This window comes from Staphylococcus sp. B1(2026), assembly GCF_058895785.1.
In genome coordinates this window covers 1-13,874 of record NZ_JBZXTS010000036.1, presented here as the reverse complement: position 1 = coordinate 13,874, position 13,874 = coordinate 1, and the positions used below count along the sequence as shown (strand labels likewise).

At 29.1% G+C, this 13,874-nt stretch carries 16 protein-coding genes; 2 read left to right on the top strand and 14 right to left on the bottom strand.

Annotation, left to right across the window (positions count from 1 at the left end):
• The 6 genes from AC5EAH_RS06290 to AC5EAH_RS06265 form a co-directional block, all read right to left on the bottom strand.
• A partial coding sequence (locus AC5EAH_RS06290) for an NEAT domain-containing protein (RefSeq protein WP_493493923.1) occupies positions 1–571 on the bottom strand: 571 nt, incomplete at its 3' end.
• A gap of 24 nt (positions 572–595) precedes the next feature.
• Positions 596–1,549 carry a FecCD family ABC transporter permease gene (locus AC5EAH_RS06285; RefSeq protein ID WP_493493922.1) on the bottom strand — a complete coding sequence of 318 codons (954 nt, stop codon included), beginning with the start codon at positions 1,547–1,549 and terminating at the stop codon, positions 596–598.
• On the bottom strand, positions 1,536–2,414 hold the full coding sequence (gene isdE / locus AC5EAH_RS06280; RefSeq protein ID WP_493493921.1) for a heme ABC transporter substrate-binding protein IsdE: 879 nt from the start codon (positions 2,412–2,414) through the stop codon (positions 1,536–1,538). Before isdE ends, AC5EAH_RS06285 begins: the two co-directional genes overlap by 14 nt.
• Positions 2,411–3,202 carry an NEAT domain-containing protein gene (locus AC5EAH_RS06275; RefSeq protein WP_493493920.1) on the bottom strand — a complete coding sequence of 264 codons (792 nt, stop codon included), beginning with the start codon at positions 3,200–3,202 and terminating at the stop codon, positions 2,411–2,413. The genes isdE and AC5EAH_RS06275 overlap by 4 nt, the downstream gene beginning before the upstream one ends.
• On the bottom strand, positions 3,192–3,752 hold the full coding sequence (locus AC5EAH_RS06270) for an NEAT domain-containing protein (RefSeq protein WP_493493919.1): 561 nt from the start codon (positions 3,750–3,752) through the stop codon (positions 3,192–3,194). Before AC5EAH_RS06270 ends, AC5EAH_RS06275 begins: the two co-directional genes overlap by 11 nt.
• A gap of 191 nt (positions 3,753–3,943) precedes the next feature.
• Positions 3,944–4,867: a CPBP family intramembrane glutamic endopeptidase gene (locus tag AC5EAH_RS06265; protein WP_493493918.1), complete on the bottom strand. Its 924-nt coding sequence runs from the start codon at positions 4,865–4,867 to the stop codon at positions 3,944–3,946.
• Between the two features lie 161 nt (positions 4,868–5,028).
• Between AC5EAH_RS06265 and AC5EAH_RS06260 the strand changes: the two genes are divergently transcribed.
• The gene (locus tag AC5EAH_RS06260) at positions 5,029–6,939 is read left to right on the top strand and encodes an ABC-F family ATP-binding cassette domain-containing protein (RefSeq protein WP_493493917.1); all 1,911 of its coding nucleotides are present in this window, start codon (positions 5,029–5,031) and stop codon (positions 6,937–6,939) included.
• Between the two features lie 75 nt (positions 6,940–7,014).
• A complete protein-coding gene (locus AC5EAH_RS06255) occupies positions 7,015–7,479 on the top strand; it encodes a flavodoxin domain-containing protein (protein WP_493493916.1) in 465 nt (154 codons plus the stop codon).
• A gap of 120 nt (positions 7,480–7,599) precedes the next feature.
• Here AC5EAH_RS06255 and AC5EAH_RS06250 read toward each other — a convergent pair whose 3' ends face one another.
• From AC5EAH_RS06250 to AC5EAH_RS06215, 8 genes are all read right to left on the bottom strand, one after another.
• On the bottom strand, positions 7,600–8,076 hold the full coding sequence (locus AC5EAH_RS06250) for a methylated-DNA--[protein]-cysteine S-methyltransferase (protein WP_493493915.1): 477 nt from the start codon (positions 8,074–8,076) through the stop codon (positions 7,600–7,602).
• A gap of 9 nt (positions 8,077–8,085) precedes the next feature.
• Positions 8,086–8,640, bottom strand: a complete 555-nt coding sequence (locus tag AC5EAH_RS06245; RefSeq protein WP_493493914.1) for a hypothetical protein — start codon at positions 8,638–8,640, stop codon at positions 8,086–8,088.
• A gap of 13 nt (positions 8,641–8,653) precedes the next feature.
• Complete coding sequence (locus tag AC5EAH_RS06240) at positions 8,654–9,175, bottom strand: SWIM zinc finger family protein (protein WP_493493913.1); 522 nt, start codon at positions 9,173–9,175, stop codon at positions 8,654–8,656.
• A gap of 72 nt (positions 9,176–9,247) precedes the next feature.
• Positions 9,248–10,270 carry a M42 family metallopeptidase gene (locus AC5EAH_RS06235; protein ID WP_493493912.1) on the bottom strand — a complete coding sequence of 341 codons (1,023 nt, stop codon included), beginning with the start codon at positions 10,268–10,270 and terminating at the stop codon, positions 9,248–9,250.
• Between the two features lie 86 nt (positions 10,271–10,356).
• Entirely contained in the window at positions 10,357–10,641 is a 285-nt protein-coding gene (locus tag AC5EAH_RS06230; RefSeq protein ID WP_493493911.1) for a PTS sugar transporter subunit IIB, read from the bottom strand.
• Between the two features lie 5 nt (positions 10,642–10,646).
• Positions 10,647–11,969, bottom strand: a complete 1,323-nt coding sequence (locus tag AC5EAH_RS06225) for a PTS galactitol transporter subunit IIC (RefSeq protein WP_493493910.1) — start codon at positions 11,967–11,969, stop codon at positions 10,647–10,649.
• 13 nt (positions 11,970–11,982) lie between these two features.
• Positions 11,983–12,450 (bottom strand): PTS sugar transporter subunit IIA, encoded by a 468-nt coding sequence (locus tag AC5EAH_RS06220; RefSeq protein WP_493493909.1) that lies wholly within the window; start codon positions 12,448–12,450, stop codon positions 11,983–11,985.
• Positions 12,437–13,780, bottom strand: coding sequence for a BglG family transcription antiterminator (locus AC5EAH_RS06215; RefSeq protein WP_493493908.1), 1,344 nt, complete (start codon positions 13,778–13,780; stop codon positions 12,437–12,439). The genes AC5EAH_RS06220 and AC5EAH_RS06215 overlap by 14 nt, the downstream gene beginning before the upstream one ends.
• Positions 13,781–13,874 lie beyond the last annotated feature (94 nt).

Sequence of the window (13,874 nt, the reverse complement as noted above, 5' to 3'; positions counted from 1 at the left end):
ATAAGTAAACATTTTCTGTTGTTTCACTTATTGTTGGTTGTGTTACTTCTTGCGATGTTGTTTCTGTCGGTGTCGGTTGTGCTACCTCTTGTGAAGTTGTTTCTTCTGTAGTCTCAGGTTGCACATTTTTTTGAGGTATATTTGACAATTGTAAAATAACATCATAACTTCCATGATAGTTTAACGCTGGTGCATTAACTACGACATGAGCATTAATTGTATTTTCACCAGAATATACAAAACGTACAACACGTGTATCATTAGTACTGTCATGAGTGACAACTTGAGCTTCAACACCATTAACAGTGAATGATTCCCATGCACTAGCCATTTTTTCAGTTACTTGGATATATTTAACACCATTCTCTGTTACTAATTGTGCTTGTGTTCCTTCCATAAAATTATTCATTATAGAATCTTTAGTTCCTGTACCATCTAATACATGGACATTGACACCATCTTGTACTTCTGTCGTTGTCGGTTGTTCTGCTAATGCAATAGGTGAAATAGGTGCTAAAATCAATCCACTACCTAAAGCAATTACACTCATCATTTTCAAAAATTTATTCATATATAATACCTTCTTTCTATATTTTTAATATTTAATTTCTTTTTTTATTAATACTATTAAAAATGGTGCGCCAATAAAAGCTAATATAATACTTGCTGAAATTTCAATTGGTGATAAAACCATTCGACCAATAGTATCCGCTACAATTAACAATAATCCACCTAATAAAATTGATAAAGGTAAAACTTGTATAAAACGATAACCTACTAATCTTTTAGCAACTGCTGGTACTAATAAACCAATAAAAGCTATATTACCCACAACAGCAGTAATTAAACTCGCTAATATAATTGCTATCAACGATAAACTTATTCTTACTTTCTTTACTGATACACCTAAACCTATCATCATTTCATCACTTAAGTGCAAAACATCTACTATTTTTCTCATTATCCACAAAATTAACAACAATACGATCACTATAATTACTACAATTACTACATCTGACCAAGTTTTTTGACTTAAATTTTGTGGCACATTATTTAGTGGATTCAATTTAAAAATATCTAAGAGAGCATTTAATAAGGCATTCATTGCTACACCAGTCATTAATATTTTTAAAGGATGAAAATGACCTTTATCAACTATTTTATATATCAATAAGAACACTGCTAAACCACCTAAAAAAGATAATAGCGTACTTATCAACAATAACTGTGGAATGACGAATAAAATAATCAATTTAACGACCAATGCGCCTGCATTAATACCTATAATACTCGGATCAACTAATGGATTACGAAAAATAATTTGTAACAACAAACCTGATACTGCTAAGGCAGCACCAACAAATAAACTTAAAATAATTCTAGGTAATCTTAAATCTATAACGGCCTGTAAATTATCTGACCATTGTTGAGAAAATAAAGATTGCAAATCTTGAGCATTCAAAGATATTGAACCTGTATTTAAAGCTATGATTACAGCAATCACTAATGCAACGATACTAATCAAATAAATCATTTTATTTTTCATCATGCAATTGCACTCCATATAAAATATAATACAATTCCTTCATTGCCTCATCAGCATTGATACGCGCATTAATCCCAAAAAGCTTTGGATTTAAATCATATACTTGATTAGTTTTTACTGCGGGCATATTTTTCCAAATTTGATTAGTTTTAAATTGTTCATTAAACATAGTTGTGACTTGTTTAGGCATAGCATGTGCTTGACGTAAAATAATATCTGGTTTTACACTATTTAAATACTCTGTATTAGATGATAAATATGCAGTATCTTGACTTTGAACAACATTTTCTGCACCTAATAATTCAACCATATTTCCTATATAAGATTGATTAGTTGCTACTAAATAACTACCTGGTACACCCATTAGCACTAAGACTTTAGGTCGCTTCTCAACATGTTGGCTTTTAACTTGTTGAAGTGTATGTTGAAAACGTTCATTCAGTTTTTTAGCTTGTGTAGTTCTATTAAAATCTTGACCCATTTGTGTAATAGCATTCATCATTTTATCAACTGTGTCAAAATTATAATAATCTGCTTCAATACCTATTTGTTTAAATGTGTCTTGTGTTTCGGCACGAATACTTTCTAAAGATAATATTTTAGTCGGTTTTAAGACTTTAATCTTTTCTACATCTAAATTTTTAGCTTGACCTATTTCTGGCACACTTTGATATTTATCAGGTAAGCTTTCAGAAGTTGTTGGCTTACCTACTAATGTTACATCTAATTGGTCTAATACTTCTGTTGTTGCGACTGTGGTAGAAATGATGGCAGTATTATTGTTAGCTTGATGTTGTGTAGACTGACATGATGTTAACAACATCATTGAGACTACCATACTTAACTTCATCATCTTACTTTTAATCATCTCTTACGCTTCTTTCTCATTAACCATGCACCTATAACTAAAATAGGTACAACTACACCAACAACAAATATCGGCATTGGTAATTTATTCTTAGGTGATTGTGGTGTTGATTTTTTCATTTTACTTTGACTTGTGATTTCTTTATCACTTGATTTTTGTTCATGATGTAACTCACTTGTCAACTCTTCTTTATCTGTTGTTTTATTCTTAGTTTCAACTTGTTCAATTTGTTGATTAATTTTCTCTAATTCAACATTTAGTGCAACTAATTTATCATCTTTTGGCATTTTTAATTTTGTAGCATCATTTGTATCAAATTGTAAATAAGTCACATAATTATTATCATAATTAACACTAGGTACTACAATATGACTACTTACTGTCGCTAATTCTGTTAATGTTGCCACTGTAAATTCAACAACTGCTGTATCACCATTTTCACTAATCATCACTGCATCAACACCATTAATAACTAATGATTTCCAATAACTTGGATCTTTAATTGTTAGATGAACTAAATAGCTACCATCTGTTTGTAACTGTACATCTGCTGGCGATAAAATATAGTTTTGCATAATTGATATATCTGATTGGTTTTCTTTTAAAATCGTAATACCCACTGATGTTTGCACCAAAGTTTGTTCTTCCGATTTCAATTGATTAATTTCTTGTACTAATTTATCTTTCTGTTGATTTAATTGTGTTAAATCAACGGCATAAGTTGGATAAGCAATAGCAGTAGCTAGCATGATTGACGATAATGAAAGTGTCAACTTATTAATTTTCATTAATTTTCTTCCTTCCTCTAATCAATTTATAAATTAATAAACTACACAAACTCGCACCAATGATCAGTACACCGATTATGTAAGTATTTGAATTTAATTGATTATTTAATTCATTAATCTCTTGTGATGTTAAATTAATTTTAAATGTAATCGGATATTTATTATGATAAGACAAGGCATCACCGCTAATCTCTTCTTCAATATCAACTTTTATTGTTGCTGGTATTTCTTGAGATAATTTATCTAACTTAAAACTATATATCACAGTGTCTGCTAATTGCTTATCATTTTTTACATCATTGGCTGGCTGTCCATTTAATGTAATTTCACTAATCCAATGACTATGATTGACAGAAAAACTAATTATATAAAAATCCTCTTGCTGCTCAATGACAATAGGTTTGTTAAAATAGTCATTTGCAATAGAAACATCATGAGATTGATGTTTCAGTATTGTATAATCAACTTCTTTATTCTGCACCTTCGCTTGAGCTACTGTGGATAATAAAAACACAAACAATAAACTCACAATCATTACAATTTTTTTCATATATCCTCTCCTTTACGATTCAATCGTCTCATCATCAAGACTTTAATATAAATATTAATGAAAACGATTCTCAATGTAAAGTATAATACAGAATTTAAATTTAAAATGATTAAAAATTCGCCTATTTTATGTCTTTTTGGTGAATATTAATAATTATTATAAAAAAGAACAGTTCTAATGAACTGCTTTTTTTATAATAATACGCATGATAAAATAGTAGCTATCACTGTTAAAATCAACCAACTTAACATTAATTTAGAAGTTAACCAATATTTAAATACTGTATAATTAACACGTCCTTCTTGATAATACTGCTGAATTTGATCACGATAATAATAAGCTACACCAATCATTATCAACGGACATAAATAAGCTACATAAGTAAAATACGTTTGAATTTGTTCGTTTAATAAACTAATACCTATCGCTAAGACCAAATTATTGAATATATGAATAGCAATTGTCCAACGCATTCCATAATTAATCGCAATAATAGCTAAAACAATTCCTAAAAGTCCCGCAGAAAAAAATTGCAAACTGTCACAATGCATTAAGCCAAATAAAATAGACGAACTAATAATTGCAAAATTTCGGCCATAAGGTAAAAAACTTCTTAATACTGCACCACGAAAAATAATTTCTTCGGCAATAGGTCCTAAAATACCAATATAAATAATATTATAAGGTGTATAAACAATGTCATTAAACGTTTCATAGTATGTCGCTGAAATTGAAATACCAAATTTCATTAAAATGTATTCTAAAATTTGTACTAACATACCAATAGATAAAATTAGCACAATGACTAACAACCATATAGGAAAATTCATTGATTGACGTTGATACATAATGTCTTTAATAAAATAATGGGGTTTTCTAAACCAATAAACAATAGCGATATTAATAATTGTTGCTAAAATATACGGTATACCTAATACATCATTCATTAATTGTGCATTGTCAACCTGACCTTTTGTTAACGCAAATATACCGATGATATAAATAATACTGAAGACAATTTGAGGAATAAAAATTAAAAATAATAACCCAGCCACTTTTGATGAGGATTTTATTACACTTTGTTTTAAATTCTGTGTTCTTACATCTGTTACCATATTTTTTCTCCTTACAAATTAATTCAACTACATTAAAATTTCACTTCAATTATATCACATATCTATCACCATCATCTTACTAAATCTTGTTTGTTTTACTTTTTTGATTTTTTACCATATGTTATACTATTTCATATATAAAATAAGAAAGGCTAAATACGATGATATTATTACAATTATCAAATATTGCAAAATATTTTGGTGCAGATAAACTTTTCGATAATTTAAAATTAGAACTTAAAACACACGATCGTATTGCTATTGTAGGTAAAAATGGTGCAGGTAAATCAACACTATTAAAAATCATTGTAGGTCAAACACAATATGATAGCGGTACAATCTCAAAACCTAAAGATGTAACTATCGGTTATCTTGCCCAACAATTCATGGTCAACGATAATTTAATTGTTTGGGATGAAATGTTAGCGCCTTTTCAACATTTATTAATGATTGAACAACAAATAGAAATCTTAACAACCTGGCTTAATCAACACCAAGATGAAGCAAATTCATCTAATTATCAAAATAAAATTCAACAATTAGACCAGCTTCAACAACAATATGAACATCAAGGTGGGTATCAATATCACACTAAAATCAAATCAATTTTAAATGGTTTAAATTTTACTAAACAAGATTATCATCGTCGTATTTCCGAATTTAGTGGTGGTCAAAAAACACGGTTATCTCTTGCAAAAATGTTGTTAATTAATCCTGATATTTTAATTTTAGATGAACCGACTAACCATTTAGATATGGCTACAACAGCTTGGCTAGAAGATTACTTATCAAAATACCCTGGTGCCCTAATTATTGTATCGCATGATAGATATTTCTTAAATAAAACAGTAAATCAAATTTATCATTTATCGCAAGGTAAACTCACTAAATACGTCGGTAATTATTCAAATTTTCTTAAACAATATGAACAAGACTATGATAAACAGGTGAAAGCTTTTGAAGCACAACAACAAGAAATTAAAAAATTAGAAACATTTGTTCAAAAAAATATTGCACGTGCCTCTACTACTGGCATGGCTAAAAGTCGTCAAAAAGTACTAGATAAAATCGAACGTATGGATTCACCACTTCGTGATGATAAAAAAGCAAACTTTTCTTTTAAAATTAATAAAGAAAGTGGTAATGATGTATTTCGTATACAAGACTTACTCATTGGTTATACGAAGGCATTAGCACCAGCCTTAACTTTTAATATTTTCAAAAAAGAACGCATTGCTATTGTCGGCCCTAATGGTATTGGTAAATCTACATTGCTCAAAACATTAGCTAAATTGCTACCCGCACTTGACGGGAAAATCTATGAAGGTGCTAATTTAGATATCGGTTATTTTGATCAAAAACAAGCCGAATTCACTTCTAACAAAGATGTATTAAATGAATTATGGGATGATTATCCACTACTGTCTGAAACGACCATTCGTACAATTTTAGGTCAATTTTTATTTAGTGGTGAGGATGTTAAAAAACAAATTACTGGTCTAAGCGGTGGTGAAAAATCACGTATCCAATTAGCACGCTTAATGCTACAACAAAATAATACTTTATTATTAGATGAGCCAACTAACCATCTTGACATTAATAGTAAAGAAGTATTAGAACAAGCATTAATAAATTATGAAGGTACTTTAGTCTTTGTATCACACGATCGTTATTTTATTAATCGATTAGCTACTAAAATTATAGAAATTACACCTGAAGGTGTTTTAATACTTGAAGGAAATTATGATTACTTCCTTGAGAAAAAACAGCAGCTTGAAGTCAAAGAAGTAACATCTACGACTCAAACTAATACACAGAATAACTATTACTATAATAAAGAACAAAAAAATAAATTAAGAAAATTAGAACGTCAACGTGACCAAATCATGACGACGATTGAAATTTTTGAGCAACAATTACAAACAATTGACGAACAATTATCACAGCCTGATATGTATGAACAATTAGAAACTATGCAGCAATTAAATGGTCAACGTCAACAAATCGAACAAGATTTAGAAGATGCAAATACAACATGGTTAGAAATAGAAGAACAAATTGAACAAATATAATTTTTTATTTGCTTTCATGCTTATTAAAATTTATAATGAAGATTGTTCAAATGAATAGAAAGGATAATAAAAAACATGGTAAACGTAAAAGTTATTTATGCAACAATTACAGGTAATACAGAAGCATTAGTTGAATTGTTCGTCGAAAAATTTGAAGAAGCTTATGAAGACGCTGATGTTGAAGTGATAGATATTGACGATTTTGATACAGAAGACTTAGCAGATGCTGATGCTTTCGTTATTGGTACTTTTACTTATGGTGATGGTGAATTACCTGATGAAATGGAAGACTTCTATGAAGAAGTTTTAGATTTAGATTTAACAGGTAAACCATTTGGTGTATTAGGTACAGGAGATACATTATACGAAACATTCTGTAATGCTGGTGATATTTTAGCTGAGCGTCTAGTTAGCGTCGGTGCTAATCATGTCACTACTGATGTTAAAATTGATATTATTGTTGAAACAAAAGAAGATTATGCACAAGTAGATAAATTTGTAGCTGATTTCAAAGCAGCTTGTGAAGCATTAGATAAATAAAAAATAGGGTTGGCTTAGTTGTCCAATCCTATTTTTTACGATCATTTTTAGATAAAAAATGATAAGCTGTGCTTATACTACTAATAATAAATGCAATTGAAATTATCGCTCATACCATTATTATCGCTCCAATTCGTATAATATTTTTTTACGACGTTTATTCCCACCATATTCACCTAATTTACCATCTGATCTAATAATTCTATGACAAGGCACTAGCAAATAAATGGGATTTTTAGCAACTGCTGTCCCAACTGCTCTCGCACATGCTTTACCTTCTAGCTGACAAGCTAATTGCTGATAAGTTAATGTCTCACTATAATCTACCTTCATTAAGTGATGCCACACTTCATTTTGAAATGTTGTTCCTAATAATTTAATAGGTATAGAAAATCTTTCAATTTTCTTTGCAAAATAATCTTTCAATTGTTGGTGTAATTGTTGATGAATCTTTGTTTCTTGTTCAATAATTTCTACTGATTGACGCCATTGATAAGGTTGACTATCTTCAAATCGTAAACTATATACAGCATCTTGTGATGTTATAGCTATCATATTACCTAATGGTGTTGTTAAAATTTGTTGGTATAAAATCATTTTCTCACCTTAAAATTTCTTTTGTGGATGTTTATCAACTATCTCTGGATAATGATCAAACACTTTTTGTCCTTGTGATGTTAATCGATAACCACGAATAGTATATAACTGTGCTAACTGACTATCATCATATAATTGATACATTAATTCATCTAATTCTTTTCTTTTTAATTTTGATAAACCTTTAACATCTTTTGTTTTTAGCCATTGTTTTAATTGATTTGCATTAATATAACATAGTGATTCACTCGCTGTTAATTGTTTAACATAGCCCGCTTCAATTAATTCATGTAATGCTTTTACAGCATCAATACCATAAGTATATTCAAAATATTTAGGATTAATGGTTTCTGAAGTATACGTACCAAATTGAATACGCCACAATAAAATAATATGACCTGGTAAAATACCTTCTTTTAATCTTATCATATTACGTTTAGGTACTAATTTACTCGAATTTTGACTCACCTCACTCATGAACTTGTCCATATCTCTTTGTGAAGAAATATAAGGTATTTCAGGGTAGTCTTTATACAATGCCTGTACTTGTTGTAATGTCGTCATGATTCCTCCTTATCTAATCATCATAATTATCTTCAAAATATACTTCAAAAAATTCTTGATCCTCATCATACTCGTCATATTCGTCATCTTCATCATCATAGTAATTAGACATTTTATAATTAATAGCTAGTTCTCTTAACTCTTCTATTGACAATAATTCAACTTCTGCAGTCACTTCAGCTAGACGTTCATTATATTCTTCTTCATGATAATGTTGTTCTTCTCGTCTCTCTAATTCATATTCGTATTGTTGTTTTATTATCTTATTTGCTTTATCAGGATAAATCGCATAAAATACAGCAACCATATGCTTACATACTGTTCTTACACCTGATTGTGCATGAAGACAATTACATTGACATTTTGTAGGATGTTTATCATGATACAACACATCATAAAATTTTAAATAATTACCTTTAACTTTTGCTTTATATTGATATTCATCAATTCTTTCTAAACTTAAAACATAATTATTTAAATAATAATGTAAACCTCTTATTTTTGAGTTATATCTAGCACAATCTACAACTCCCACTTAATCACCTCGTTATTTACTATCTATTTTTTTATGTAGAAACGATTTATCTTGCGGTCTTAAATATCACTTTTATTTAACAAGTTCACTTTGTAAGTAAACATTAACTAATTGCTCTGTTGCTTCAATAGAATGCATATGTGTACGTTCATAAGAGTGACTTGACTCAATACCCGCACCTAATAAACCATGCTTAACTTCAGCACCTGCACGCATGGCACCAGAAGCATCCGAACCATAATAAGGATAAATATCTAGCTTATAAGGAATATTGTTCATTTTAGCTAGTTTAACAAAATGTTGACGCAAATCATAATGATAAGGACCTGAAGCATCTTTGACACAAATTGATACCGTATATTCATCTGTTTGTTGATCATCACCTATCGCACCCATATCAACTGCTACATATTCAACTGCTTTATCTGATAAACTTGAATTACCACCATGACCAACTTCTTCAAAAACAGAAAAAATAAATTGTGTTGTGACAGGCAAAGTAATATTTTGCACTTGATATTCACGTAACAGATTCAATAAAATAGCTGCACTAACTTTATCATCTAAAAATCTACTTTTTATATAACCCGTATCCGTCACAATTGTTCTCGGCTCAAAGCTAATAAAATCTCCTACATCAATACCCAAATCACGTGGATTTTCTCGACTATCTAAACGTATTTCCATATTTTCTTGTGTACGTTCAACAGTACCTGCTTCTCGATATACATGACAGCTTGTTTGATGTAATAATATTGTCCCTGTCACTGTACTCTCATTACTTGCAATATGTATCGTACAATTTTCACCTTCAATCATATTCCATGGAAAGCCACCTATTTTATCAAGTTTTAAACGTCCTTCTGGTTGAATCGCACGAACAATTGCACCTAATGTATCAACATGTGCTGTTATAATCCGATGTTGCTGATCATTTTTACCTTTAACAGTAACAATCACACTACCCTTATTCGTTACTTGAGGTTGATAACCTAATTTTATTAATAATTCAACTAAATAATGTTGAATGTCTTTTGTATAACCTGTTGGTGACGGTATTGCTAATAATTGTTGTAAATAATCTAAAGTTTTCATTTGAAATCACACTCCTCTTATCAGTAAATTATAACATAAAAAAGAAGCAACTGAGAATCAATGTAATCCCAGTTACTCATAAGAATTTATTTATTTAATTTTTCTTCTAATTGACACCATAAATCCTCCATACCTATATTTGTTAATAATGGTAATCCCATAATCACTTCACTTTTCATATTATCTGGCACAACAGTTGTACTAATAACGATGTCATAATCATTTAAACGATTGATTTCTTCAGCTACTTTAGATTGGAATAATTTTACTTTATCTCCATAACCATTAATATCTAACCATTCTTTTACTTTATTTGTTACAATCGTAGACGTCGCTATTCCTGAACCACACATAATTAATATTTTTTTCATTTTAATTACTCTTCTTTAACTCTATTAACATAATATAAACCTACTAATGAAATAACTAAAATTATTGTTACCATTATCCAAGGTGAATGTTGACCACTAAAAACAAATAATAATGTTGGCCATAAGCCTCCTTCAGCCATTGCAGTAATACTTGTGTTTCCACCTAAATCAAAATTAGCTGCTTGTGCTGCTTTAGTAACTAGCGTTGCTACCCATGAAGTAATATATAAAATTGTTACAATATAAATTGTACCACCTAAAACTGTACGAACAATATTACCTCTAAATACTGCTGACATTAAACAAACAACAAATGGAATAGTTGCTAAATCACCAAACGGTAAAGTTTTATTTCCTGGTAAAATCACCGCTAATAAAATAGTAATTGTAACTAATAACAATGAGCTTGATAATACTGTTGGATGTCCTACTGACAAAGCAGAATCCATTTCAATATTAACTTCTCTTCCTGGAAAACGCTTCTGAACAAATTGATTTGCCGCTTCAGATATTGGTGTCAGTCCTTCCATTAATAATGCAACCATACGTGGCATTAAAACCATAACAGCTGACATTTTCACACCTAATTGTAAAATATCTTTTAATTCATAATTTGCCAATATCCCCATAACAATACCTATAATTAACCCCAGTACAGTACTTTCTCCAAAAATACCAAAACGTTTTTGAATACTTTCAGGACTTGCTTTAATTTTATTAAATCCTGGAATACGATCAAATAACCAATTCAATGGCATTGCAATTAAAAATCCTGGTGCAGATGTACCGTGTGGAAAAGTAATATTTGGAAAACCATAAAATTTTTTAATAGTAGGTGCAATAATATCTCCAAGTAAGTAGATCATAACTAAATAAGTAATAGTAACATATAAACCTAATGCAAAATCATTTGTTGATATATAAACTAAAGATGCTACAAAAGCAGCATGCCAAAAATTCCACATATCTACCATTAATGTTTTAGTTAATCTTAAAAATAATAATAATAAATTAATACCTATACCTATTGGTATTGCCAAACTTCCTAATAATGTACCATAAGAAATTGCTGCCGCTGCAGGCCATCCCACATCAATTGTTGTTAAATTCAAACCAAAACGTTTAACCATTTCTTGTGCTGCTGGTCCTAAACTTCCACCTAACAAATCTACAACCATATTAAGTCCTACAAAACCAATTCCTACCATTAAACCTGATACAAAAGCTTTTTTTAATTTTGTTCCCAATAAAGCTCCGAAAATAAATACTAATATAGGCAATACGACAATCGCACCTAAATCAATAAATTTTTGAAATATTGCTAACATCTCTTTTCCTCCTTTATTTAATACCTTTACTTACGAGTAATTTAATTAACTCTTGTTTTGATTGTTCATCATTACATAAAGTTGAGATACTTGCCATTGCTTGTGAATCTTGTAATAATGACAATAATTTTTGTAATATATTTAATTGTTCGTGTGCTTCTTTCAAAGCTAACATAAAAATTGTATTTACTTTAACAATTATATTATCACTAGCCATATGTACAAATTCAATTGGTTTAGATAAAGTCATAACAGCAATTTGAGATTGATTAACATGCTCACTGTCTGTATGTGGTATCGCAATACCATAATTTTCAAATTGTAATCCCGTTGGAAAAATTTCTTCTCTTAAAATAACTGAGTCAACATAACTTTCTTTAACACAATTTTTATTCAATAATCGTTGCGCTAAATACGTTAATGCTTCTTGCTTCGAAGTAACTGTTTGTATACTCAATTCAAAAATTTCATGATCGAACATTAATTTTCACCTCCTCTAAAATATATTGTTTAATTTCTTCGTTTGTCTGTAGTTGACTCAATGTTTGAATAAATTTATTATTTTCTAGAACTGTGTATAAACTCATCAATCCCGATTTAAAGAAACTAATATCTTGTTCAGCAATGGCGATTAAAATAACACAACTTACTTTATTGACCCCCCATTGTATTGGTTTATTTAAAGTCATAATAATTAATTCTGATTTTTTCACATGTTTTGGATCACAATGAGGTAATGCAACTCCAGTATAAATACTCGTACTTCCCAATTTTTCTCTTTGATAAATAGAATCTCTAAACTCTTTATGTTGTTTATTATCATTATGTGCAACTTCTATTAATTGTTCTAAAATATCATAATAATGACGCCCTTGTTTATGGATTAAGATTTTTTGATTTAATAAACTTTCCAAACTTAAGACATCGAATGTTTGCATATTCAAAGCTACCTTTAATACTCGCTGATTAGCCGAAGTTAAATTATCATAAGCATCTTTAATATCTCTTAATTCTTTTGAAGAAATAATGGGACCTACTTCTATTACTTTAACTGGTAATTTAGGTAATCTAATAGTACTCACAATCAAATCCATCTGATTAACATCGTAATTTACTAAATCTGCTAAAGTCACTTTAATCAAATAATCATCCTTATGAAATACTCTTCGCAATTTATTCATAATCAATTCTGAACTTGCTATCCCATTTTGACAGACGATAGCAATATTCAAAGGAGGATTAATACGCTCTATTACAATTTGAAAATATAGAACAATATAAGCTAATTCATCATCTGTTAAATCTATTTTATAAACTGATACAAAGTCACGCATAGATAACCACAAAATATTAAACAATGTTGTATATTGTTTTTTCACTTCTTCTAATAGATTATTTTTTAAATGAATATAACGATATAATCTAAAAATCATTGGACGTAGATGCTGTAATAGTGAATTGATTAAATACTGATCCTTAGCAATATCATCTATCATTAATATATTTGCTACTTTATTTAACAAGTAGTCCAATTGTTGATTAAAGTGTTGATTAAATATTGGTAAATTACATTGCCAACCTACTGCTAATAATGTTTCGGAAAATGCTATAATTTCATCTTCCTCTATATTATGTAAATTGATTAATAAATCTTCTGCACATTGATAAACAGTTGTTGTTTTTATTTCATTATTAATTAATGAACAATGTTTAAACAATTTTTTTTGATATCTATTTTTTATAATTAACATATCAATAATTACAATTACAAAATAATCTTCTGATAAGTTCATTTTGTAATATTTCAACATTTTTTTAATCTTTTTTTCATAAACAATAATATCTATTTTTTCAAAAAAAGTTGTCAATTTAATATTATTATGAATTAATTGCGATGTAGCCTAT

Coding starts and splice junctions, on each gene's coding strand:
- AC5EAH_RS06285 (WP_493493922.1), bottom strand. CDS start 1,549: ATGATGAAAAATAAAATGATTTATTTGATTAGTATCGTTGCATTAGTG.
- isdE (WP_493493921.1), bottom strand. CDS start 2,414: ATGATTAAAAGTAAGATGATGAAGTTAAGTATGGTAGTCTCAATGATG.
- AC5EAH_RS06275 (WP_493493920.1), bottom strand. CDS start 3,202: ATGAAAATTAATAAGTTGACACTTTCATTATCGTCAATCATGCTAGCT.
- AC5EAH_RS06270 (WP_493493919.1), bottom strand. CDS start 3,752: ATGAAAAAAATTGTAATGATTGTGAGTTTATTGTTTGTGTTTTTATTA.
- AC5EAH_RS06265 (WP_493493918.1), bottom strand. CDS start 4,867: ATGGTAACAGATGTAAGAACACAGAATTTAAAACAAAGTGTAATAAAA.
- AC5EAH_RS06260 (WP_493493917.1), top strand. CDS start 5,029: ATGATATTATTACAATTATCAAATATTGCAAAATATTTTGGTGCAGAT.
- AC5EAH_RS06255 (WP_493493916.1), top strand. CDS start 7,015: ATGGTAAACGTAAAAGTTATTTATGCAACAATTACAGGTAATACAGAA.
- AC5EAH_RS06250 (WP_493493915.1), bottom strand. CDS start 8,076: ATGATTTTATACCAACAAATTTTAACAACACCATTAGGTAATATGATA.
- AC5EAH_RS06245 (WP_493493914.1), bottom strand. CDS start 8,640: ATGACGACATTACAACAAGTACAGGCATTGTATAAAGACTACCCTGAA.
- AC5EAH_RS06235 (WP_493493912.1), bottom strand. CDS start 10,270: ATGAAAACTTTAGATTATTTACAACAATTATTAGCAATACCGTCACCA.
- AC5EAH_RS06230 (WP_493493911.1), bottom strand. CDS start 10,641: ATGAAAAAAATATTAATTATGTGTGGTTCAGGAATAGCGACGTCTACG.
- AC5EAH_RS06225 (WP_493493910.1), bottom strand. CDS start 11,969: ATGTTAGCAATATTTCAAAAATTTATTGATTTAGGTGCGATTGTCGTA.
- AC5EAH_RS06220 (WP_493493909.1), bottom strand. CDS start 12,450: ATGTTCGATCATGAAATTTTTGAATTGAGTATACAAACAGTTACTTCG.
- AC5EAH_RS06215 (WP_493493908.1), bottom strand. CDS start 13,780: ATGTTGAAATATTACAAAATGAACTTATCAGAAGATTATTTTGTAATT.